Source organism: uncultured Microbulbifer sp., from assembly GCF_947498635.1.
Lineage (GTDB): Bacteria > Pseudomonadota > Gammaproteobacteria > Pseudomonadales > Cellvibrionaceae > Microbulbifer > Microbulbifer echini.
In genome coordinates this window covers 34,616-58,368 of record NZ_CANMKV010000027.1, presented here as the reverse complement: position 1 = coordinate 58,368, position 23,753 = coordinate 34,616, and the positions used below count along the sequence as shown (strand labels likewise).

Here is a 23,753-nt window from a genome sequence, read left to right as displayed (position 1 = left end):
TGTTGGCGCAACACCAGGTTGCCGGTGGACGCATTCACATAGATGGATTCACGTCCCTGCCCAAGGTTCGCCGAGCCCACGCCTGTCTTTATGCTATTAAACAGACCCAGTGCTTCTCCGCTGATAACGGCGACCATAAATTCCCCCAAGAAATATACTTACTAAGCTATGCGGTGACGGGCCTTCGTATGGGCCCTGCATCAAGTTCCGCAGTTGTTTAGATATATATCCAGAGATTTACCGGAATCGGACAGGGGAAATTTGAAAAAATTTCAACGTTGAATTTTTCATCTATCGCAGAAAGAGTGACTATCAATTCAACCTTATGTTGGCAATCTATGCATTATCTTTCTTGTTTAGCAAGCGTCCGATCTACCATTTCACCGCAAAGACCGAGATAATTCTTTGGGTCGAGAAGCTTATCTACTTCGTCATCACTAATCTTGGACGCCACCTCGGTATTTTCTTTAAGCAACTCAGCAAATGGACGCCCCGTTTCAATGGCCTCACTACAAATCCTGTATACAAGATCGTGGGCTTTTTCACGGCCAATTTTTGGGCCAAGTGCCATCATCACCGCTTCGGAAGAAACTAGGCCTCCTGTCAGCTTTAAATTACGCAACATATTTTCAGGGTGTACATTGAGACCACTCAAAGCAAACCTCGCCTGTGCCAGAGCAGCGGCCGAGAGGCAAAAAATTTCCGGAAGAACCACCCATTCAATCTCCCAGGTTCCCGTTGCCCGCTCATGATCTTCTTCCATTGCATTGAGTAAAGCTGCCACCTGCTGCCGTATAATCGGAACCATGCCACTGATGTACACAGAAGAAACCGGATTGTGTTTTTGCGGCATGGTACTGGAAGCACCTCGCCCTGCGGTAAAGGGTTCAGTGACCTCGCCAACCTCCGTTTGAGCCATTAGTTTGATATCCAGGGCAATCTTTCCCAAAGTACCTGTAATCAAACCCAACAGGCAGGCGACTTCCGTAATTCTGTCACGCATGGTATGCCAAGCGATAATAGGTGTGCCGAGTTTGAGCGCCTCCATAATGCCAGACTGTACCGCTAACCCCCGGTCACCCAGGGACGCCAGATTACCGGCTGCACCGCCAAATTCACCAACCAGCACACGTTTCTTGATTTCTTGCAGGCGCTGTTGATGTCGGTGGAAACCAGCCAACCATACAGCCGCCTTATAGCCAAAGGTGATTGGCACGGCCTGCTGAAGGTTACTGCGAGCTACCATTGGCGTATCCCGGTAATCCTTTGCCAAGTTCGCCAGGGCATCGACAATGGCGTCTACCTCTGTTTCCACTAACCCCAGGGCCGCGCGAATCTGCAGCACTGTTGCGGTATCGGTAATATCCTGGGTAGTGGTCCCCCAATGGCACCACTGCCCCGCTCCCCCGCTACAAAGCGCAACTAGCTGTTGAACAACCCCAAGAACCGGGTAGCCAATCAGCTCTGTTTGAGATTTCAACCGCGCAAAATCGATTTCCACAGCATGGCAGTGCCGACAAATTTCATCGGCTGCCTCCTGAGGGATAATACTCAACTGTGCCTGAACCCTGGCCAGTGCAGCTTCCACATCCAGGTAGTACTGTATTCTCTGCCTGTCTGAGAAAATCTCACTCATGGCATTGGTGCTGAACATTTCACTAAAGACTACTGAGTCAATCAATGTTGCGGCCATTCTTCACCCCATAAACATCAGGCGATGCCAGCGACTTTACATATATCGTTAATAAGAATTCAGGGAAGCTCTCGAACTTAGTGAAAGGGACATGAACAAACTAATAACTGACTATGGTGAGCCTGCTAGATAAAGAATAGCACCCAGTCTGAGGCTGCTATATTGAATTAACCAACATATATAAGGTCTTTGCCAAAGGAATAGAAATTTTCGGCTCACTCCCCCTAATTGGAGCCCAGGCCGAACGCCAGATATCCCGTTATTGCCAATAGAAGTAATACTCCTATCAACCCTACGCGACCAGGCATTTCTGATGGTGAGGGTTGAATATCCCTCTCCTGCATATAAGAGTCGACTATCCCTTTAGCTTCTTTTAGATCAATCGCTCGAGACTCACGCAGCAATTTTATAGCCAGGATTGTTCTACCATCTTCGATCGCTTCAATCACATTTTTTTCCAAATCCATCATGCATCCATCGAAAGTTCCAGGAAGTATAATTCTGGCACATGAAACACAAAAATTCATGGTTTTGATCCTCTCCTACCCAAGGCTTACCTGAAGGAAGCGGCAGGACGATGACCTCCTCTAAACTGACCAGGCTTATATCTCTACTACGGGAATTGATCTATATCAATCACCATACAAAAACCAGACATAGGCACAACTTATGTTTTCAAAAAAAATCCACCAACAAAAACATAACCTCATATTACTGAGCACATCAAGAAGAACAAATCCAAATAGAAGATAGGAATCAAAATTAAAATACCCACTAAGTATTAGTTCAACCTAACCTAATTCCACACATTCATCAAAACACAAGACACATCGACAAAGAGGTTATTGATTAAGAAAACTCGATCGGTATACTGAAATACCAAAACGATAACAATAGCTCACTCGCATACACCGGACGTATGTCAGAAAATTGAAAGCTTAATACATTAAACTTTTAGCTTTCTGGCGGCTTGATTAAACATGGAATTAAAGGCTTAAGATGAACGATCAAAGCAGGGCCTGGCTAGAGCAACTATCGCAAGAAGCACTTAAGCACAGAGCAATAAACCACCCTTACCTTGTACAATTTAGCAACGCATCACTTCCCGATTTCCGTTACGCCGTAGCCGATTTCGCTCAGCAATACAGCTTATACTCATCTCGTTTTGTCAATTTATTAACTGCGGTGATCTCCAAACTCACCGATCAGAAACATCGCAATATTCTGCTGGACAACCTGAGTGAAGAGTCCGGTTACTATGCCGAGAATGAACTTCAGGAATTACATTCCCATGGTATAGATCCGAGCTGGGTTCGAGGCATCCCGCACGCTGAACTATTCAACCGGTTTAGAGAAAAAGCCACCAGAGATATCGCAGAAATTCCAGTATCAGATGATGCTGCTATCTGGTATGACATGCTCTCAGCAGTGCTACTTTATGGCTCTACCGAAGAGGCTATAGGCGCTCTGGGCCTGGGCACAGAACACGTGGTAAGTTCAATCTACCCCTTCATTGAAAAGGGGCTAAAACAAATACCTGAAATTAGCCCCGAGGACTACTGCTTCTTCTCCGTTCACACCTTGATCGATGATCATCACGCAGAGAGCTTAAACCAGATCGCCTTGGATTTTGCCAACACCGAGATGGGGAGAAAGCGCCTGCACTACGGCGTCTTGAAATCGTTAAACCTGAGAGCGGCCTTCTGGGATGGCCTGCTAGATCGAGCACACAAAAACAAAAAAAACAATTCGAATAATCATAAAGTATCAATCGACCAAAAAACAGGAGTGGCTCAGGATGAACCAACCTCTATCAACTGAGACGATTTATAACGCACAAGCAAGTAACTGGTTACGATCAGAAAAAGTTTTGCTAAGTGATTTTACTGCGAGACCCCGCGTCCTTGAATCTCTTGGAAATATCGAAGGGCAAGATATTCTGGACTTTGGGTGCGGCGAGGGTTATGTGTCACGCATGCTCCTTGAAACAGGGGCAAAATCGGTCTTTGGCGTAGATTCCTCAGCTGAAATGATTACCCAGGCACAAACAATGGCTTCAGAGCTAAAGTTGGCTAATGCTAACTATGCTGAAGGCAATGTGGTTACCTTTGACCAGTTTCCACAAACCAGCTTCGATAAAGCTATTGCGGTTTTCCTTTTCAATTATCTGACTATCGAAGAAATGACGCAGGTAATGACCAGAGTGCACGCCTTACTGGCACCAGGTGGTACCTTTGTCTTTACCGTACCCCACCCCTGCCTGCCATTCATGCGAGCAGAAACCCCGCCTTTCTACTTTGAACACGGAAAAAAAACCTATCTCGATGGTATCAACCAAACCTTCGAGGGTAAAATTTGGCGTAGAGACGGTATTCCCGTATCTGTTCGCTGTGTTCATAAAAATTTTTCACACTATTTTGAAGCCCTGGCAAAAGCGGGCTTTAATAGCCTGCCAGAAGTAAAAGAATTAGCTGTAACTGATGAACATCTGGCATTTGACCCTAAATTTTTTGGCCCACTAAAAGGCTATCCACTGCATGTGTTATTTAAGGTGAAGGCAAATGATTGATATGGCTCCAGCTGAGGTTGTTCGAGCACAAGCCTGGACAGCTGCAGAGATGACCACAAAATCCAACTGGAAGTTTAGCTGGCCAACCCAGTGGCAGGCAGAAATAAAGGCCCTGCAAGAGTGGGCCTTAAATCAAGAGGACCCCATTCAAGCCTTGCAGAAAGATTCAGTCTCCACCCCACAGTTCGATCAACTTGCCCAGCAGATCAAATACGAGGTGCAAGAAGGAAATGGGGCAACCTGGATCCAGGGTGTCGAAGGTTTTGATCAAAAAATCCTAAACCTATTATTTCTAAAGATCAGCTTGGCAATGGGGAAGACTATCGATACCTACGGTCGACTTTACGGAATATTGGACACAGGCAGAAGTTATAAAGACGAAGCGATACCAGTTTCTCAAACCAATGCTGCCACTGGAGTACATACAGATAGCTCACAGCGGGCGATACAACCCAATATTCTAGGCCTCTGCTGTATAACTCCAGCAATAGAAGGTGGTAAATCCAAAGTTGTATCGGCGGCTCAAGTGCACGAGAATCTTCGGGAAAATACCCCGCAAAAACTGGAACTACTCTACGACAACTATATTCGAGATCTTGTCACACCAGGAAGTGATAAAGCGACTCAAAATGTTCTTAACAATTACTTTCCAATTTTTAGCTACACCAATGGCAAACTTTCTATCCGTTATATGCGCTACTGGATAGAGAAAGGTCACCAACGAGTGGGCAACCCCCTAACGAAGGAGGCTCTCCAAGCACTAGACTTTCTCGATGGGGAACTCAACAATGAAGAAAACGTTGTTAGCTTTTATATGAATTCTGGCGACATGATTTTTATTGATAATACTAGAATCCTGCACGATCGCGATGAATTTATCGACACACCCGGGCAAAAACGAATATATACAAGGGTGTGGATAGATTAAGTGCTTACAGGCTCCTGGAGAATCTTTTCCTGGGGCCTGTCAATTAGGAGTATTAGTCTACTGGGTAGGTAATTATAAAGTCGGATCCGATTTAATCATTCTCACTAGCAACATAAGTATGAGGAAGCTGAATATATTCAAAAAACTTTCGCCCAAATCGGCCTCCAGTACTCTCTCTAACTCCAGGCCTGCCAAAAAGCAGCTCCCCTATATTCACTCCAACCCCAACATAGAGCTCTCTACGCAAAGGGTCGTCTCGTTCTTTTTCTTTCAAGGTGAAACCCCGAGCAAAGTAACCCCCATGTAACTCCAGATAATTAAGAGGATTTCTCCGTGATAAGCCAAAGCCACTTAACTTTAAGGCCAGTAGATATTTTTGCCCCGAGTAATCTGAGTGTGGCTTAAAGCCAGAGCGATTACCCGATGGAAGATATTCTAGACGAAAATCCAGCTTTTCCCTAAGCCCGGGGATATTCCGTCTTAGGTAAGAGATTCCTACCCCCGCAGTATTGGCAACAACGTCCTCCCAGGCAAATCCATGCTCCTTAGAGTAACCATCGCCCAACTCCACAAATAACATACTCAGCCAAGCTAGAGTGACTGCACTAGCCTCCGCCCCCACAGCATTATCAGCCTTGCAGTGTATGGCATCTGTAAAGAATTCACTGAGAAGATAGCTCCCATAGACATGACCTAGCTTATCCATACCACCATTGGCAGTATCATCCTCAAAGAAACCTTCACTAGTTGTACCAAAACTACTAGATCCCCAATCCCAATCCACTAAACCAATCGCTAAAGTGGAAACAGCTACCCCTGCAGCCTCAAATGGAATGGTAGAAAGGTGCTGCTTGAATTTAGACAGTTTAAAGCCATGCTTTCTAGAATCAGCCACCGGGTACTGTTGTACACAACCAAATCTTTGTGATTCTTCGAAGGATATTGAATTACGGCCTACAGGGCTGGCCACCTCTTTAGCTAACACCTCAAAGCTCCACATAGCAAAAAGCATGACTAAAGAAATTCTCTGAGCTATTACACGATTCATCATTTCCATTTATTCCTTTAATAGGAAAATCCGACTTCAACTTTTATCACATTCAAGGGTAAGTGTTGTATGACAAAGCAAACTATCTTAGCAATAAAGCCAAACTTGATAGTTCAACCATCCTTGTTATCTCTATACATACCAATCATTAAGATAGGAATAAATATAAACAAGGTTCAGAAACAGACCTGAAAGATATTATTGCGCCACAAAAGTGAGCTGGATAGAAATTATACTTCTACATGGACATATTGAATCAACTGGCATTATTACTGGAATAACTCACTTCAAGACGATGCAATTGCCTATAAACACCGCAACATGAGGATAAAGCAATTATAAAAGTAATATAATTTATTTAATATGAATAATCGACCAACCGCCAAACATTGTTACTATAAGTTAAGAAATAGCAAGGATCAACCCACCCAAAATTAAATCATAAAATTTACTGGCTATCAATACTTGAAAGTGCATTCCAAAAATTACTCTCATAGACTTGAATAAGCCTTACGCGAGTTTCAATGTCCGACTCACGCACTCCTGCGGCTAAGCCTTGCGACACTATAGCTATAGCCTGCTCTCTAAAATCAGAAGGTAAAGCACTAAAATTGATTAAGAACTCCAGCTGACTGTCAGACAACCCCTTATACTGTTTAAGTGCTTTTGCCATACGGCCAACATTTTTACCAAAACTTTGAAAGTTGATTAAAAGAGCTGCCGCAATCTCTGCAGGTTGTGCATAATTTGCCAGCCATGCTGTATAAGCTGGATACGCCTGCGCTCCAGCTAGCGGACGATACTTAGTAATTTGACTTTCCGAGATATTAAGCGCCTGAATTAGAACCGGTAATTGCTCACTGGCTGACACCTCATTAACGATTAAACGATAAAAGAATTTTTTGATCACCTTACTTGAAGAACCACCGAATCGATGCAAGGAGAGCGCATTATTGCGAAGGTCAGATTGAATAATCAGACGCTGTTCCAGTACAAAAGCGTTTACAACTGACATTGACAACTCATTCTTCTCTAGCTTCTGGAGAATGACAGGAACTTCATTACTAAGATATTTCTTTTCAAGCCTCTGAATTAACTCTTCGGCCTTATTTTGTTCCTCCTTAACAGCCCCAGCTACAGAATTCGCTATCGCTATTACAAAGAAAGTCACAATAACCACCATCCTGGAAAAACATCCTAAAGTCACCATATGGCAGCCCCGCAATTAAAACATTAAGTGTAGCACCCTTTAAGAGTCTTGATTAAACCACCTAAAGAAATCTCAATAGATAATGTAGATAAATTACTAGCAGAGGCGATGTTATTTATTTGAAATTAACAAGAGGTATAAATCGCCACCAGCAAGATGAAACTGCTTTCATTAAAAAAAATAAATTTGCCTTACACAAAAAACTCTCAAAACTGTTGTGGTCTAATCCTTCCGGACACTTCGCTAAGATGGTAAAACCAGCAAGCGAGGTAAAGTATGACAACAAAAGGTACGCGCCGGCAATTCAAACCGGAGTTCAAGAAAGACGCCGTAGCCCTTGTCTCTGAGCAAGCGTATTCGATTTCTAAGGCCGCAGAGGCTGTAGGAACCGCTGCCAGCAACCTGCGACGCTGGATAAAAGAGCTGAAGCAGGAAGAGAGTGGAGTAAGGCTGGATACCGGCGAGCGCGCAGAATTGGATCGGTTACAACACGAAAACAAGCCGTTGCGGATGGAGAAAGAAATCCTAAAAAAGGCCAGTGCATTCTTTGCGAAAGTAATGAAATAAAGTAAAACTTTATTAAGAAGCAACAGGGCCGCTTTCCAGCTAGGAGGCTCCGCCGAGTAATGCAGGTAAGTATTACTATTGGTGCCACCACAGTAATGGCTTGCTTGACACTAAAAAATGGCAACTATGCTATCGCTTGAAGGTCTTATTTGCAGAATCTCGACAGAGCCATGAAAGTCGTCGGTTAATGAAACCTCTACGTAAGGGAGGCATTGCGATCGGGCGCCATCGAGTCCGTAAGTTAATGGAAAAGCTCGGTTTGACGGTAAAATGCAAGAAGCGATTTACACTGACGATAGATAGTAACCACCAACTGTCGGATGCAGAGAATTTTCTGAAAGGGATTTCGCACCGTGTACTAAAAATCAAGTTTGGACTTTGCAGGCCTGGCTGTACTTAGCAGTACTGATTGATCTCCATTCACGCCGGATTTTTGGTTGGCGCTTAGATCGTCAAATGGAAACAGCTTTGGTAAGTCACACATTGATGATAGCTGTCAATTTTCGCACGACCCCCAAAGGTCTTCTATATCATTCTGCTCGAGGTAGTCAGCATGCCACCAAACGCTATTGAAGCAGCAGCGAATGGTGTACTCAATGAGCCACAAGGGAAACTATTGGGACAACGTACCGACTGAACGTTTTTTAACGGTCTCAAGCGGTGGAGGTGCTCTAGTGATATTTGTAAAAAATGGAGAGACCTGCTCTATCGGTTACAGGATTAGCAAAGATTGTCTAGGTTTTTCGCGAATATGAGTATGCATATCACGGCATACCCACAGCCTTCTCAAACTTAGGTGGGCACTTCTAACCTTTGGAATGGGACCATAATTTATGCTTACTGCCATCTCTATTCTGTAGAGTAAGAAAGTTAAAACTAGCTGGGTCCCGCAAATGATAACCTGTTAACACTCCTTTGACCCCCTATCTGAACGACTCTGCGAATCTTAAGAACTGTATGTATTAATCCCGGGTTTTCAGGCACCTATAACTATTATTATTCTACCAAGACCGGTTAGCTGATTCCGACATCGGCTACCGTGAAACTATAACAACCTAAAAGCACCATGAGCGTAATATTCCAAAATCGCTCAAGTTGCGTGTACTAATTGCTGAAAATATAGGAAGCGTGATGATTTAAAGCACGCAAATACTTATATCTATGGCTTGCCCATGAAAAATTTTGGAAATCTAATTTATCCAGCCCCTCTACACACTGGACCTTTTTAAACATAGCTTCAAGCCTTACAACCGCATTCCCTACTCCCAAATAACGCAGCTTCTCGGGATAAAACTCTGGATAGCACTGCTCATCTGGCACCAATGGCGTACAGCCCGCTACTGCGGCCTCCATGACGGCCAGCCCTTGAAACTCGTGGTAGGCGGTAGAGAGAAACACATGGCTATTGCGTAAAGTTTGCCGATAGAGTTGTTCGTTTTCCACATAGCCTACTACCAGGAGGTTTTGGCTGAACTCCTGTTTAATCCGTTCAAATTCTTTTGGGCTGTTGCGAAAGGACTGGCCCATCAGATTAAGTAAAAATTTTACTTTATTCTCCTTGAGGCCCTCTAGGATTTTTAGTAAGCGGTCGACTCCTTTGTCATATTCCCAGCGGGCGGCCCAGCTGATAATCAGGATATCTTCTGTGACCTCCCCTTGGTAACCCTGTGGCCAGCGATGATTCCAGGTAAAATCAGCCTCGAGAGACTCCTCAATAAAAAGTGCGTCCTCTAAAGGCACAGGTAACACTTGGGATTTTCTTTCAATTTCCTCGCAAACTCCAGCAGGCACGCAGTCTGGAAAACGCTTTAATAACTTGGCCGCCCCTTCGAGTAAAGTGCGGCGGTTATATTCCGAGTTAAATAGCAGTAAGTCACCAGCCAGTGCGGTATAAATATTCAGCAATTTCGGCTCTAAGGACCGAAACGCATCTGAACTGCTTGGATAGGCAAACTGGTTCTCGTGGAAATACACCGCGGTAGGCACCCCCACGATCTCTGGCGCTAAGCCACGCAAGGCGCTGAGATCGGTCATAGAGGTAGCGATAATCAGATCCCATGTCTGCCTTAACGTCTGTGCATTCTCGCCCCTAGCCCAGGTGAGACTGTTGCCGCGAATACGCCAGCTGAAATAGCGCGGTGGCAGTGTAAGAACTGTCCACTGCCATTCGGGAAATGCGGCGACTAAACCCTTACGCCAGCGCTTATGGCTATCTGCGTCGTAGGCCGAGAGTAAAAGAACTTTCATGGGAAATTAAAACAACAAAATTTGGAGATGCAGGGCTTAAACAAAATATCCAGCCCAGCTAGAGGCCATCAGGCGGAGAGTATCAGTCGAAAGTACGCACATTCATAAGGCGTGCAAATAGACTGGAGGTGTCCCAGCGGGAACCGCCGATCGCCTGTACCTCGCTGTAGAACTGATCCACTAGCGCCGTCACTGGTAACAGGGCTCCGTTGTGTTGAGCTTCCTGCAGGACAATAGCCAAATCTTTACGCATCCAATCCACAGCGAAACCGTGGTCATACTCGCCCGCCAACATGGTTTTGGAGCGGTTCTCCATCTGCCAGCTCTGTGCAGCGCCTTTGGAAATAACATCGACTACCTGCTCGCCATCCAGCCCTGCCGCCTTGGCAAAATGCAGCCCCTCGGCTAATCCTTGGACCACCCCGGCGATACAAATCTGATTAACCATTTTACATAGCTGACCGCTGCCCACCGGCCCCAATAGAGTTATTGCCCTGGCAAAAGAATCAATCAATGGCTGAACACGCTGGAAATCCGCTTCCTCACCGCCAACCATCACCGTGAGCACGCCATTTTCGGCACCGGCCTGACCGCCGGATACCGGGGCGTCGAGAAAGCCGATGCCTTTCTCATTGGCAATCTCTGCCAATTCACGGGCGACATCTGCCGAGGCGGTAGTGTGATCCACAAACAATGCACCCTCTTCCATAGTCGCGAAGGCACCCTGCTCTCCGGTAACCACCTGGCGTAGGTCATTGTCGTTACCTACACAAGCAAACACCACTTCGGCACCTTTTGCGGCCTCAGCGGGTGTTGCAAAGCACTCCCCCTCATATTCGACGAGCCACTTTTCTGCTCGACTGGCTGTGCGGTTATACACTCGCATCTTGTGACCAGCCTTTGCCAGATAACCCGCCATGGGGTACCCCATTACACCCAGGCCAATAAACGCTACCGTTGTCATATTCATTACCCCCATATTATCCAAATAAGTGCCGCCCCCAGAATCAGGCGGTAAATAGCAAAAGGTGCCATGCCGATACGGCTAATAAACTGCAGGAAAAAGTGAATGCATAGATAAGCACTAATAAAAGAAAGCACCGTTCCCAATAGAATATCGCCCCAAGGCACACTCTCCAGAGCGAGCAAATCGTATGTCAGTAACATAGATGGCAACGCGATTGCCGGTATCGATAACAAGAAGGAAAAACGTGCGGCGGCTTCGCGTTTCATTCCAAGCATCAGTCCCGCAGTCATGGTGATACCGGAGCGGGAAGTGCCGGGAATAAGAGCCAATACCTGCGCGCAACCGATGATCAGGGCCTTTTTCCAGTTGAGCTGGGCCAGGTTCTGCCGCCGTGCCCCACGCACATCGGCCCACCAAAGTAACAGACCAAAGCCTATTGTAGTGGCTGCTATAACCGCCGCTGTGCGTAAATGGGTTTCTATATAGCCTTTGAAGATCAATCCAACCAGACCAACGGGGATGGTTGCCAACACGATCAGCCAGGCCAACCTACCCTCGTCAGTAAACTGCCTGGACTTCAGCCCCCCAAGGCCATCACACAATAACAACCCAATATCCTTGCGAAAATATAGGACTACCGCAATCAGCGATCCAAAATGCACGGCCACATCGAAGGCGAGCCCCTGATCCTGCCAGCCGAATACTTCAGCGGGCAAAATCAGGTGTGCCGAGCTGGAGATGGGAAGAAATTCAGTAAGACCCTGAATCAGAGCCAATACAACAATCTGAAAAATTTCCATGAATTACCGGGATCGAATTTTTTGTCGTTTTTGCCAAGTAACTTCATTGCGAAGATAGACGGGCTCCAATTCCTCGGCGGAAAGCGTCTTAGCTGCCTGCCATAGGGGAACAGCCAGCTCGGCAATATCCCGTGCGTGAATAAGGGCATCCAGATCACACTCCTTTGCCTTGGCCGCAGCTAGCGCTTCGTAGTGCCAACCAGGACCAGCGCCGTAAAAGGAAGCGGCCAATCCATCGGTTTCCAGAGACAACAAAACCTGCTCCGGGTTCTGAACGGCTTCAGGGCACAGGCTGTCATTGGGCGACTGGGTATCGTATATACCCCAGTACACCTGCTGCATACGGGCATCGAGCATCGTCACAATAGGAGATTCGCCCCATTCCGGGTGTGTTCGCCTCGCTCCTAAAGCCAAGGCTGCAAGACTGGATACCGGTACTACTGGTTTATCCACGGAAAAAGCCAGCCCCTGCACGCAACTGATTGCGATTCGCAGCCCGGTGAACGAGCCGGGACCTCGACTTACGGCAAAGGCATCCAAGCCAGGCAGGGTTAATTCAGCTTCTGCCAATACTTCGTCCACCATCGGTAACAAGCGGCGAGTATGGTCACGCTCTGCCTGTACGAAGCGCTCGGTAATCTGGCCGTTACTATAAAGTGCCACAGAGCAGGCACCAGACGTGGTATCCAGGGCAAGAATCTTCACAACTGTCTCAAACCGGGTAATCGAGGGAGGTGAATTGTGGCATGGTCACAAAGGCTAGTCATGTAGATTCATACGATGCGGAAAGAGAAAACCCCGGCATAAGCCAGGGTTGACGGGAAGCCAGCCATACTCTAGTGGCTAACAGCGGACTTGGTATTTATGGAACTAGGCTGCACTCTTCGGCGGGCGACCACGCCGACCTGTACCCGCTTTAGGCGGGCGGCCACGACGTGCGGGAGCCTTTTTAGCTGCTGTCGTTGCGGTGGTGGACTTCTTAGGACGGCCCACCCTTTTAGCCTTCGCAGGCTTGGCTGCAGTAGTGGCCTTTTTAGGGCGCCCGACACGCTTAGCGGCTTTAGTTTCAGTGGCAGCCTTTTTAGGGCGGCCCATTTTTTTGGCGGAAGGAGACTTTTTAGTCGTGGCTTTCTTCGCCTTTTGTACCTCTGCTTTTAACTTAGCCGCGGCTTTTTTCTCCAGCTCCTTCGCTTTTGCCACAGCTTTCTTCGCTGCAGCTTTTACCTTGGCCTCAGCTTTCTTCTCTGCGGCCTTGATCTTCTTAGCGTGAGCCTTTTCCCGGGTCTTCACCCAGCGCGCCTCAAAGGCTTTGAGGGCTGCAGCCAGCTCTTTATCGGCCTTAGCGGAAAGGCTATCAGAAAGGGCGCTAACCTTCTCTTTAGCCGATTCTTCAGCGAGACGAACGGCATCCATGGTCTTGGCCTTAACGAGTTCCACTTTGGCCATCGCCAGCTTGGCGCGCAATTCCTTTGCCTTGCTATTGGCATTAGTCAAAGAAGTCTTTGCCGCTGCCGTGCTACTTTTTTGAACCCGCGCCTTTGCTTTTGCCACACGATCCATTTGTGCATCCAGCGACTTGCTCGCTGCATCCACTGCTTTCTGTGCTTTATCGACTATTGGCGACGCTTTGGTCGAACCAGTTGTCTTTTTAGCACGTGTACTCTTTTTTACTACTCTTGCCATCCCTTGTCTCCTCACTAAAAAGAAGAAGTACTTCCAAAAGTGTGCCGGCAGCATTGCCTGTTAGCGATCGAATAAAACCACGATGGGTTATTTTATTACTTATACAGAGCGACGCACCGCCTATTTCGATACAACTTTATCAAAGTTAATAAAAATACAGGGCATTGCAAGTAAAAAAGCGAAAAATGAGAAATTTTTCAGCAAAAAAGTATCTTTTTCTTATCAAATTGCCTTTTACGGTGACCAAATTGGTAAAAGCTTGAAATTATTTTGCTCCAGGCAACTTATCTTCAATAATCGCGGCAAGTGCTTGAATATGGTCTGCACGTAAATTTAACGCGGGAATATAATGGTATTCACTGCCGCCGGCATCGATAAAATTAGCGCGATTCTCCACCGAAATTTCTTCTAGTGTCTCCAAACAGTCCGCCGAAAAAGCCGGGCAGATTACATCGACACTCTTAATTCCGCTTTTTCCCCACTCGATTAGTGTTTTATCCGTATAAGGCTGCAACCACTCCGCTTTACCAAAGCGTGACTGGAAAGTAACTTGCCAGCGATCCTGAGTAATTTGCAATTCTTCAGCGAGCAGCCTCGCCGTTTCCTGGCAGTGGCGATAATAGGGGTCTCCCTTATCAACATTCGCTTTGGGAATACCGTGGAATGACAACATGAGTTTTTCGGCCTGGCCGCACTTCTGCCAATGCTCTCTAACGGAATTGGCTAGAGATTTAATATAAAGCGGTGAATGGTAATACTCCCTAATCAGGGTAATATCCGGAATATCACGACTTTTTCGAAAAATCTGCGCCACTTGATCGTAAATGGCAGCCGTCGTCGTAGCGGAGTACTGGGGATACAAGGGTAAAACGATAAAGGATTCATAGCCTTTCTTTCGCAAACCATCAATAACCTTGTCAAGGCGCGGCTCGCCATAAGTCATCGCAAATTCTACAGCAAGGTCCCGCCCTTTATCGTTCAGATGCTTTTGTAACAACTCAGCCTGGCGACGCGTATAGTAGAGAAGTGGAGAACCTTCAACCTGCGCACCGTCTGCACTGCAATTCCATATTTCTGCATAAGCCGGAGCAATGCGCTTCGGGCGAAAAGGCAATATGAAGCCATTTAAGATGGCCAGCCACAGCGGCCGGGGTATTTCCACCACGCGGGGATCGGAGAGGAAATCCCGCAGGAATTCTCTCACCGCAGGTGCCGTGGGGTGTGCGGGGGTACCCAGATTCATCAAAACTATCGCTGTGGACATACAAAGACCCGTCTGAAATACAATTTTGCCAGGAAAAACCTGCCGGCAATCTTAATGATTGACCAATCAACTACAAGGGATAGCGCTCCCTGAAACTGCGCAAAGGGGTCCCCGGCAATTCGGCAAGATACAAAAAAGCCCCCAAGTGGGGGCTTTATAAAAAAGTGCGATTGCAGCAATCAGCTGAGTGCCTCGATGACCTTTTCGCGGATATCATCCATGCTGCCAACACCCATCACTTTACTGTATTTGGGGGCCGCTTCAGGGGAGCGCGCTTCCAGCTCTCGGTAAAAGCCAACCAACGGCGCTGTTTGCTCGTGATAAACCGCCAGGCGCTTGCGCACAGTCTCTTCAGTATCGTCGCTACGCTGTACCAATGCCTCGCCAGTCACATCGTCCACACCTTCGCTTTTGGGTGGGTTGTACTCGGTGTGGTACACACGGCCAGAGCCTTCGTGTACGCGTCGCCCGGAAAGGCGTTTAACGATTTCCTCATCATCCACTGCAATTTCCAGCACGTGATCGATGTGGACATCCGCATCCAGCAGGGCTTGTGCCTGGGGAATAGTGCGCGGGAATCCATCGAACAGGAATCCATTGGCACAGTCCGCCTGGGTAATGCGCTCCTTCACCAGGGCAATAATCAAGTCATCGGAAACCAGCTTGCCGGCCTCCATGATGTCTTTCGCCTGCAGGCCGAGAGGGGTGCCCGCTTTCACCGCTGCGCGAAGCATATCGCCGGTGGAGATCTGCGGAATGCCGAACTTCTCTGTTATGAATTGTGCCTGAGTGCCCTTGCCGGCTCCCGGCGCCCCCAAGAGAATAATTCGCATGTTCAGTTAGCCTCCAAAACTGTCGACGCATCAATAGCCGCCGCGCCAAAAGAGCGCTACCTTACACGCACACCCCAAATTGGGCAAGATTGTGGCCGTTATGTACCCATTCCCGCAGGGTAAGCGACCCTTTTACCTCGATCACTCATTGCCGGAGCGCGGTTTCTCACTCGCTTTTGCCCGCTCCCAAAGCCCATCTAACTCCTCCAAACTCGCATCTGCAGGCACACGCCCATCGGCCCGGAGTGCCGTTTCCACAGCGCCAAAACGACGCACGAACTTACGATTGCACTGACGTAGTGCCGTCTCTGGGTCAATTTTGAGATGTCGGGCAGCATTGACACAAGAAAACAGTAAATCGCCGAGCTCCTCACCGGCATGCTCGCGATCTCCGGCTTCGATGGCCTCCCGCAGCTCCGCTACTTCTTCTTCAATTTTATCCAGTACGCCATGGATATCCGGCCAGTCGAATCCCACTTGAGAGGCCCGTTTCTGTAATTTGGCCGCGCGTGTCAATCCCGGCAGCCCCGCAGTGACGCCAGCCAGAATGCCGACTTCCCCCTTTTTACTGCGCTCCTCCGCCTTGATCGCCTCCCAATTCCGCTTTACCTGAGCCTCATCCACTGCAGCGGTATCATTCTCGCCATAGAGGTCTCCACTGGGAAATACATGGGGATGGCGGCGCACCAATTTACGCACCAGGGTGTCCACAATACGGGAAAAATCGAAATGGCCCTGCTCGCGCCCGAGCTGGGAGTAAAAAATCACCTGGAACAATAAGTCCCCAAGCTCTTCGTGCAGGTGTTCGTAATCCTCAATCTCAATCGCTTCCGCAACTTCGTAGGCCTCCTCTATCGTGGAGGGCACAATCGTGGCATATGTCTGTTTTAAGTCCCAGGGGCAACCTCCATCCGGGTTGCGCAACTGGGCCATCAGGTGGAGCAGGTCCTCCACCGTGTACTGATTTTGCAATTATCCCCCTCAGCGCAGCATGCGCCGCTTCGCCGATGCCACATTAGGCAGGCGGTTAATGCGGTGCAATACATAACTCAATTCTTCAAAATTGTGGATCTCAGCGGTAAGCACCATTTCAACCGTATGCTTATGCTTATTGGTATTGGTTTGCATCGCCGTAATATTGATTTTCTGGCTGTCGAGCATGGCAGTGACATCGCGCAGTAGTCCGAGGCGATCATAAGCCTCGATGACGATTTCCACTGCATAGAGCTCCCTCGGCTTTGCCGCCCAGTTAACCTCCAGTACCCGCTCGGATTCCTCCGTCTGCATGCGCAGCATATTCGCGCAATCCTTGCGGTGTATCGACACACCGCGGCCAAGAGTGATGTAGCCCATAATTTCATCACCAGGTACGGGATTACAGCAACCGGCAATATGCGTCAGTAAATTGCCAACGCCTTCAATATAAACATCCGCCTTGCCCGCCCCGGAGGCCACCGGAGCGGTGAGTGAGGGCACTCGCTCGACATTATCGACCTTGATCATGCGCTGGGCGGTATTCAATACCTGCCCCACACCGATATCTCCAGCCCCCACTGCCGCATAGAGGTCATCCAGCGAGTGCATGTTCAGCTTGGCTGCAAGCTTTTCAAAATCAAAATCACTGAGGGCCAGTTGCTTGAATTCGCCGTCGAGGATACTGCGGCCATCCGCAATATTTTGGTCGCGTGCCTGCTGCTTGAACCAGTGGATAATTTTGGCCCGCGCCCGCGAAGTGGTGATATACCCCATACCCGATGACAGCCAATCGCGGCTGGGCGCTTCACGCTTTCCGGTAAGAATCTCCACCTGGTTGGCGGTTTCAAGTTCGTGATTGAGCGGCACAATGCGTCCATCCACCTTAGCTCCGCGGCAGCGGTGACCGATCTCAGTGTGAATTTTGTAGGCAAAATCCAGAGGCGTCGCGCCGCGAGGCAGATCGACCACGTGCCCATCGGGGGTGAACACATAGATACGCGAGTCCCCCTCCCCGGCCTGCAGGTCATCCTGCAAGGGGTTCCCCCCCACCTCTTCATGCCAATCAAGCACTTGGCGCAACCAGGAAATTTTTTGCTCGTAGCTATCCTGGCTCTCTGTTTTCAAATCGGTGCCTTTATAGCGCCAATGTGCACAAACCCCGTACTCGGCCTCTTCATGCATGGCAAAAGTACGAATCTGCACTTCCAACACTTTGCGCTCTGGGCCGATCACCGCCGTATGTAGGGAGCGATAGCCATTTTCCTTTGGGGAGGCAATATAATCATCAAACTCATTGGGAATGTTGCGCCATAGGTTGTGCACTATCCCCAGCACCGCATAGCAATCCCGTACCGTAGGCACGAGAATACGCACGGCACGTATATCGTAAACCTGGGAAAAACCGATATTTTTGCGGCGCATTTTACGCCAGATACTGTAGATATGCTTCGCGCGGCCGTAGACATCTCCTTCAATGTCCGCCCGCGCCAGCTCTGAGCGCAGAAGTTCTAAGACCTCATCGATATATTTCTGTCGGGCCAGCCGTTTTTCATCCAGCAGACGTGCGATCTGCATGTAATCCTCGGGCTCCAAATAGCGGAAAGACAGATCCTCCAGCTCCCATTTGATGTGCCCGATACCGAGCCTGTGGGCCAGTGGCGCATAGACGTCGGCCACTTCGCGGGCCACGCGCTGACGCTTTGCCGGCTCAGCATTTTTTGCCGCGCGAATGGCGCAGGTGCGCTCGGCGAGCTTAATCAGGGCAACTCGGACATCGTCAACCAGTGCCACCAACATACGGCGAATATTTTCCGAGTGCTCCTCGACCGCCCCACCTTTACCACCTTCGCCGGTATCCGCACTGCGACTGCGGATCGCCGCCATGCGCAAGACACCGCGAATCAGCTTGGCCACGACAGGGCCAAACTCCTCTTCCACCTTTTTTATCGCCAGGCGCTTTTCCCGAACCGCCCGGTAGAGTACCGCGGCCACCAGGGCTTCGGAGTCAATTTGCAGATCCGCCAGTATCTCCGCCATTTCCAGGCCCGAGGCAAAACTGCTGGCACCTTCCGCCCAAATATTTTCTGCATCGATCGCTCGCTGTTCGGCCTCAGCACTGACTTCTGCGGCGCGACGCAGGATCACTATAGCGGCACCATCCAGCCCAGCCAATTTCTGTACATGGCGCAACCACGATTCCAAATCGTGCTCGCTCTCACCTCCAAAGGAATGATGTTTTCTGACTTGAACCATGTTTTACCGAACCGAAACAGGAATTTGTAAACGCATTGGCACCCATTGCCAGCCAGTAAAACTGCAATACCAGCCAAATGCAGTGCGCACTCCATTTAAGGGGCGTTTCTATCATAGGTTTGGGCACACTAAAGTCCACGATTTTCTTTATGTTTTTCAATAAGCTGCGCGAAATTCAGCGATAACCTACCCCACTGCGGACAAAACTTTTCACCGGGAGCCGCAAACTACGACACCATAACGAACCAGGCCAAATAATTTGAAAAAACGTTGCGGGCAAGGACAACTCGACCAAAGGAGGGATTTGCAAGCCGAAAAGAATTTGCTTAGCTTCCAATGACTTTTCCATCGCCTGAAAGGTCGGCAATTGCACGTCATGTATTCAACTCTAGTTTTGATCAAATCAGCAAAAATAAGAGTTAATTTTCGGCATCTAAAAAATACTACCAGCCTATAAAACGCGATCAAATCTTCGTGCCGGCACACACCATTAGTGGACAAAATCGAGGCAAAAAATTCTTTTGCAATAATAAGAATAAAGTACCGCTAGAAATTCCATGGTACCTCTACTCTCAGGGAGAAAATGATCGCAAGGCAAAGAGCCTTTAAATAAACCCTAGAAAAAAGATTTTGAAATATGCTTTAAAGAAAAATAACTGGGAAAATAGCGGCCTTTTAACCTAAGAGCAACAACCAACATCAAGGTTCACCAGCACCCGATTTAACACAGAGGCGCAACAGAAATACTGCACGCCCCGTAAAGCCTCACGAATTGAACAACCCAGATGATAAGTAACGATCCCCCCGATCGCAGATGATGGCCACAATCGTAGCATTCTCCACTTGGCTTGAGAGGCGCAGAGCACCGGCAACAGCCCCTCCAGAGGAAACACCACAAAAAATACCCTCCTCCCGCGCTAGTCTACGTGTCATCTCTTCGGCTTCACGCTGATCCATATCAATGACCAGGTCCACCTCCTCGGGGACAAAAATTTTCGGTAGGTAAGCCTCGGGCCAACGACGGATACCGGGGATACTGGAACCGTCCGTAGGCTGTAAGCCCACGACCTGAATAGCGGGATTCTGCTCTTTTAAAAAGCGGCCACAGCCCATAATGGTGCCGGTTGTGCCCATGGAGGAAACAAAGTGTGTCACTTGTCCATCGGTCTGCTGCCAGATCTCAGGGCCTGTGCCCTCATAGTGGGCCAGGGGGTTGTCGGTATTGGCAAATTGATTGAGCACCAAACCCTTGCCCTCGGCTTGCATTTTCAGGGCCAAGTCTCGGGCCCCCTCCATACCTTCCTCTGCGCTGACCAGAATTAACTCAGCACCGTAAGCAGTCATAGAGGCCTTGCGCTCCGCAGTCGCACTGTCCGGCATAATCAGGATCATTCGATAACCCTTAATAGCCGCCGCCATTGCCAGTGCAATACCGGTATTGCCACTGGTCGCCTCTATTAAAGTATCCCCAGATTTGATCTGCCCCTTACCTTCGGCATGGTTAATCATTGAGAGCGCCGGACGGTCTTTTACTGAACCGGCCGGATTATTGCCTTCCAACTTAAGCAAAATCGTATTGCTGGTATCACCGGGCAGGCGCTGCAGCTTAATCAGGGGGGTATTGCCTACGCAGTCAGCAATCGTGGGGTAATCCATAATGCATTGATCCAGACATGTATAGCGGCCGCACAGTGTACCCGAAGCTTACCCCCAGTCTAAATAACGACTCCTTAGGTGGACTGTATAGTCGAGTTATTACGCTCACCCATAACAGAAAAACATTGCCCTCTATAGCGGGGATAAGAGTGCGCCTCTACTTACATACAGGTAAAATGGGGAAAAAATAATCGACAAGGCCCTCTACTCGCCATGGCCCCAAACAATACCGACACCTCCATACCGGCGCCTTCTGAGCTGCGCTCGCTGCGTTCAACCATGTTTCGCTTCACGGTAGCTCCAGCGCTGATCCTGGCTATGACCCTGGCCCTGGTCTTCACACTCCAACAAATGCACGACCGCCGTCAACTACTACTAAGCCACGGACGCGCGAGCGCAGAACAGCTGGCCGAACTGATCGAGATGAGCGGTGGGCACCCCTCTGAGCTGCGCATGGAGTGGCTGCGTAAAAGTCTGCTAGCTCTGATGCTGGAAAAGGATATGGTCCGTTCGGTACATATCTATTCCACAGAAGCCAGTGCGAAGCGTCCGCTTGATATAGCCACCGGCTTGGGACTACTGGCCAGTGTTGGTCCACGGCCACGCACTCCCATCACCAGCGATCAGCTCAATAAACGCGAAGCCTTTATTTTTGAAGATGACGAAACCCTGCAGGTTTTACAGCCATTAAAGGGTGATATAACCACCTGCTGGATCAGTATCGAGCTGCACCGACCCTACTTTCTCGTGGGCACCTATCAGGTATTACTCGTTGGCCTTGTAGGCCTGATTATTTGTACCCTGGCGGCCCTGGCCTGGTCGGTGATCTTGTCTGAGCGCTTTGCTCACAGTCTGGTGCGCATGGGGCAGGTTCTGCAGGCTATAGGCCGCGGTGAGTTCGATCGCCGCACTCACGAAATAGAAAACCGCGAGCTCGCACAACTGGCCAGCCAGATCAATGAAATGGGGGAGAGTCTCGGCAACTATCAGCGGGACTATAAATCAAACATACTACAGAGCATGGACGATCTACGGCAGTCCCTCGACAGTATGGAAGAACAGAATATTGAGCTGGATCTGGCCCGCAAAAGAGCCCAGGAGGCGAGCCGTATCAAGTCGACGTTTCTGGCCAATACCAGCCATGAAATTCGCACCCCCCTCAACGGCATTATTGGCTTTACCAACCTACTACTCAAAACTGAAATTGATGAGTTACAGCAGGATTACCTGCAAACCATCCTGCGCTCCTCGGAAAGTCTCCTCACCACCATTAACGATATCCTGGATTTTTCCCGTATCGAATCCGGCAACCTGGTACTCGATCATATTCCCATGGACCTTGGGCAGTTACTGGAGGAGACCCTGCAGATACTCGCTCCCTATGCCTACGAACATCACCTGGAGCTGGTACCGCTTATCGACCCGCAGTTACCGGCCACATTGGTAGGCGACCCCCTGCGCACCAAGCAAATCTTTACCAACCTCCTCGGCAATGCCGTGCGCAGTTCGGAGAACGGCAATATCCCTGTACGCCTGACGGTGCAAAGCAACAAGGATTCTGAGTTGGTATTGCGTATCGGCGTGACCGATCTCGGAAACCGTATTGATGACCCCGGCCGCCGTGAGCTGGAACAAATCCTCAACGCCAAAACACCGCAACACTCGCAGCAAATCAGCGCCAACGGCCTCGGCATGTCCATCGCCCGCAGCTTGGTTGAGCGTATGCGCGGCAGCACCGGTATGGAGGTGGCCGCCAATGGTGGCAGCACCTGTTGGGTAGAGCTAACGCTGATGCCAGAACGCAACCGGGGAATCCCCCCGCGGGTGCTTTTCCCCGACTGTCGCATATTAGTCGCCGACCCCAACCAGCTCACCCGCACCCAGGTCGCACAGCTGCTCAAGCAGTGGCAGGTGGAACCGGTGGAGCTCGCCGATACCGATACCTTGCAGCCCGCAATTGAGCAAATGTGGCGGCACGACGCGCTGCCAGATGCATTAATTATCGACACCGCCATCGCCGAGGGAGATTTCGACAGTTTCAGCACCAAAGTGCAGTCACTGGTCGACGCTTATCAGTGTCGAGTCATTGTTCTCGGCGCCCCGGCGGAGTTGCGCCGCTGCTATGAGCAACTGCGCACCCGCACCCTGACATTCCTCGGTAAACCGGTAACGCGTGAGAACCTGTTACGCGCCTTGAAAAGAGCGGTGCCTCAACAAAGCCAACAGCGCTCCAGCAGCGGCGCTGTGCCCGCACTGCCCTGGCCCGCCCCACCCAAGGTGCTAGCCGTGGACGACCACGCCGCCAACCGGCGCTTGGTAGGAGAGCTATTACGCGCTCAAGGTGTGGAAGTGGTTATCGCCGCAAGTGGCGAGGAAGCTTTACTGCACTGGCAAAAGGGTGCCTTCGATCTGGTCTTTATGGATATCCAGATGCCCGGCATGGACGGTATTGAAGTCACCCGCTGTATTCGCGAGCGAGAAACCGGCAAGCGTACGCCCATTATCGCCCTCACCGCCCATGTGGGGGCAGAGGAGAAGGCGCGACTGTTGTCCGCCGGGCTGGACGATTATCTGAGCAAGCCGGTAAGTGAGGCCCAGCTCTCCCATATGATCAAGCGCTGGCTCAAAATCATCACCCCCCAGGTGGTGGAAACACTGAACCCCAAACAGGTAAGACTGGTGGATATCGGCGAGAGCCTGAATCTCGCCAACGGGGACGCCAAGCTGGCCAGAGACATGCTGCAAATGCTTATTGATGGATTGATGAGCGACGAGCGAGAACTTGAGCGCCTGCAGGGACTTGACGATCTGAAGGGAATGTTTGAACTGACCCACCGTATGCACGGCGGCTGCTGTTACTGCGGCGTGGCGCGCCTGCGCGAAGCCACCTGTGTATTACAGGAAGAGCTGCGCACCCAACAAAATAAGGAAAATCCGATGCTCGATCGACGCAAGCTGGATGCTGTGCTGCGAGAAATTCGCGCCTTGCGCGAATGGGCATCTGAACAGGATCTGGATACCCTGTTTGGGTTGGAGGTTGCCTAAATACCCCACTGGAGT

At 49.4% G+C, this 23,753-nt stretch carries 21 protein-coding genes; 7 read left to right on the top strand and 14 right to left on the bottom strand.

Features of this window, described 5'->3' with window-relative positions; genetic code table 11:
- Window positions 1-343: 343 nt before the first annotated feature.
- Together pcaB and Q1A69_RS14220 are read right to left on the bottom strand one after the other, a co-directional pair.
- The gene (gene pcaB, locus Q1A69_RS14225) at window positions 344-1,693 is read right to left on the bottom strand and encodes a 3-carboxy-cis,cis-muconate cycloisomerase (protein ID WP_299586604.1); all 1,350 of its coding nucleotides are present in this window, start codon (window positions 1,691-1,693) and stop codon (window positions 344-346) included.
- A gap of 224 nt (window positions 1,694-1,917) precedes the next feature.
- Window positions 1,918-2,160 (bottom strand): hypothetical protein, encoded by a 243-nt coding sequence (locus Q1A69_RS14220; RefSeq protein ID WP_299586602.1) that lies wholly within the window; start codon window positions 2,158-2,160, stop codon window positions 1,918-1,920.
- A gap of 532 nt (window positions 2,161-2,692) precedes the next feature.
- Here Q1A69_RS14220 and Q1A69_RS14215 point away from each other — a divergent pair.
- From Q1A69_RS14215 to Q1A69_RS14205, 3 genes are read left to right on the top strand one after another with little or no spacing between them, the layout of a single operon-like run.
- Complete coding sequence (locus Q1A69_RS14215) at window positions 2,693-3,514, top strand: iron-containing redox enzyme family protein (protein WP_299586600.1); 822 nt, start codon at window positions 2,693-2,695, stop codon at window positions 3,512-3,514.
- Window positions 3,492-4,262 carry a class I SAM-dependent methyltransferase gene (locus tag Q1A69_RS14210; protein ID WP_299586598.1) on the top strand — a complete coding sequence of 257 codons (771 nt, stop codon included), beginning with the start codon at window positions 3,492-3,494 and terminating at the stop codon, window positions 4,260-4,262. Before Q1A69_RS14215 ends, Q1A69_RS14210 begins: the two co-directional genes overlap by 23 nt.
- Window positions 4,255-5,190 (top strand): TauD/TfdA family dioxygenase, encoded by a 936-nt coding sequence (locus tag Q1A69_RS14205; RefSeq protein WP_299586597.1) that lies wholly within the window; start codon window positions 4,255-4,257, stop codon window positions 5,188-5,190. Before Q1A69_RS14210 ends, Q1A69_RS14205 begins: the two co-directional genes overlap by 8 nt.
- Window positions 5,191-5,281: 91 nt before the next feature.
- On the opposite strand, the gene Q1A69_RS14200 is transcribed toward Q1A69_RS14205, so the two are convergent.
- Window positions 5,282-6,241 carry a DUF2279 domain-containing protein gene (locus Q1A69_RS14200; RefSeq protein ID WP_299586595.1) on the bottom strand — a complete coding sequence of 320 codons (960 nt, stop codon included), beginning with the start codon at window positions 6,239-6,241 and terminating at the stop codon, window positions 5,282-5,284.
- Between the two features lie 445 nt (window positions 6,242-6,686).
- Entirely contained in the window at window positions 6,687-7,421 is a 735-nt protein-coding gene (locus tag Q1A69_RS14195) for a hypothetical protein (RefSeq protein ID WP_299586593.1), read from the bottom strand.
- Window positions 7,422-7,724: 303 nt separating this feature from the next.
- Here Q1A69_RS14195 and Q1A69_RS14190 point away from each other — a divergent pair, with 303 nt between their 5' ends.
- From Q1A69_RS14190 to Q1A69_RS20400, 3 genes are all read left to right on the top strand, one after another.
- Window positions 7,725-8,015, top strand: a complete 291-nt coding sequence (locus Q1A69_RS14190) for a transposase (protein WP_299586591.1) — start codon at window positions 7,725-7,727, stop codon at window positions 8,013-8,015.
- A 100-nt stretch (window positions 8,016-8,115) separates the two neighbouring features.
- The gene (locus tag Q1A69_RS20405) at window positions 8,116-8,415 is read left to right on the top strand and encodes an IS3 family transposase (protein ID WP_366525588.1); all 300 of its coding nucleotides are present in this window, start codon (window positions 8,116-8,118) and stop codon (window positions 8,413-8,415) included.
- The gene (locus Q1A69_RS20400; RefSeq protein ID WP_366525587.1) at window positions 8,394-8,588 is read left to right on the top strand and encodes a DDE-type integrase/transposase/recombinase; all 195 of its coding nucleotides are present in this window, start codon (window positions 8,394-8,396) and stop codon (window positions 8,586-8,588) included. Before Q1A69_RS20405 ends, Q1A69_RS20400 begins: the two co-directional genes overlap by 22 nt.
- A gap of 531 nt (window positions 8,589-9,119) precedes the next feature.
- Here the strand turns inward: Q1A69_RS20400 and Q1A69_RS14185 are convergent.
- The 10 genes from Q1A69_RS14185 to cysM form a co-directional block, all read right to left on the bottom strand.
- Window positions 9,120-10,262, bottom strand: coding sequence for a DUF3524 domain-containing protein (locus Q1A69_RS14185; RefSeq protein ID WP_299586588.1), 1,143 nt, complete (start codon window positions 10,260-10,262; stop codon window positions 9,120-9,122).
- Between the two features lie 82 nt (window positions 10,263-10,344).
- A complete protein-coding gene (locus Q1A69_RS14180; RefSeq protein ID WP_299586586.1) occupies window positions 10,345-11,226 on the bottom strand; it encodes an NAD(P)-dependent oxidoreductase in 882 nt (293 codons plus the stop codon).
- Window positions 11,227-11,231: 5 nt separating this feature from the next.
- Complete coding sequence (locus Q1A69_RS14175) at window positions 11,232-12,029, bottom strand: undecaprenyl-diphosphate phosphatase (protein ID WP_299586583.1); 798 nt, start codon at window positions 12,027-12,029, stop codon at window positions 11,232-11,234.
- A 3-nt stretch (window positions 12,030-12,032) separates the two neighbouring features.
- On the bottom strand, window positions 12,033-12,734 hold the full coding sequence (gene tsaB, locus Q1A69_RS14170; protein ID WP_299586580.1) for a tRNA (adenosine(37)-N6)-threonylcarbamoyltransferase complex dimerization subunit type 1 TsaB: 702 nt from the start codon (window positions 12,732-12,734) through the stop codon (window positions 12,033-12,035).
- 165 nt (window positions 12,735-12,899) lie between these two features.
- Window positions 12,900-13,766, bottom strand: coding sequence for a hypothetical protein (locus Q1A69_RS14165; protein ID WP_299586577.1), 867 nt, complete (start codon window positions 13,764-13,766; stop codon window positions 12,900-12,902).
- A gap of 211 nt (window positions 13,767-13,977) precedes the next feature.
- Window positions 13,978-14,976 (bottom strand): ferrochelatase, encoded by a 999-nt coding sequence (gene hemH, locus Q1A69_RS14160; RefSeq protein WP_299586574.1) that lies wholly within the window; start codon window positions 14,974-14,976, stop codon window positions 13,978-13,980.
- 179 nt (window positions 14,977-15,155) lie between these two features.
- Window positions 15,156-15,809 (bottom strand): adenylate kinase, encoded by a 654-nt coding sequence (gene adk, locus Q1A69_RS14155; RefSeq protein ID WP_299586571.1) that lies wholly within the window; start codon window positions 15,807-15,809, stop codon window positions 15,156-15,158.
- A gap of 141 nt (window positions 15,810-15,950) precedes the next feature.
- Window positions 15,951-16,781 carry a nucleoside triphosphate pyrophosphohydrolase gene (mazG, locus tag Q1A69_RS14150; protein ID WP_299586569.1) on the bottom strand — a complete coding sequence of 277 codons (831 nt, stop codon included), beginning with the start codon at window positions 16,779-16,781 and terminating at the stop codon, window positions 15,951-15,953.
- Between the two features lie 9 nt (window positions 16,782-16,790).
- Window positions 16,791-19,037 (bottom strand): GTP diphosphokinase, encoded by a 2,247-nt coding sequence (relA, locus tag Q1A69_RS14145; protein ID WP_299586566.1) that lies wholly within the window; start codon window positions 19,035-19,037, stop codon window positions 16,791-16,793.
- A 765-nt stretch (window positions 19,038-19,802) separates the two neighbouring features.
- Window positions 19,803-20,693 (bottom strand): cysteine synthase CysM, encoded by an 891-nt coding sequence (cysM, locus tag Q1A69_RS14140; protein ID WP_299586564.1) that lies wholly within the window; start codon window positions 20,691-20,693, stop codon window positions 19,803-19,805.
- A 213-nt stretch (window positions 20,694-20,906) separates the two neighbouring features.
- Between cysM and Q1A69_RS14135 the strand changes: the two genes are divergently transcribed.
- The gene (locus Q1A69_RS14135) at window positions 20,907-23,738 is read left to right on the top strand and encodes a response regulator (protein ID WP_299586561.1); all 2,832 of its coding nucleotides are present in this window, start codon (window positions 20,907-20,909) and stop codon (window positions 23,736-23,738) included.
- The last annotated feature ends 15 nt before the right edge of the window (window positions 23,739-23,753 follow it).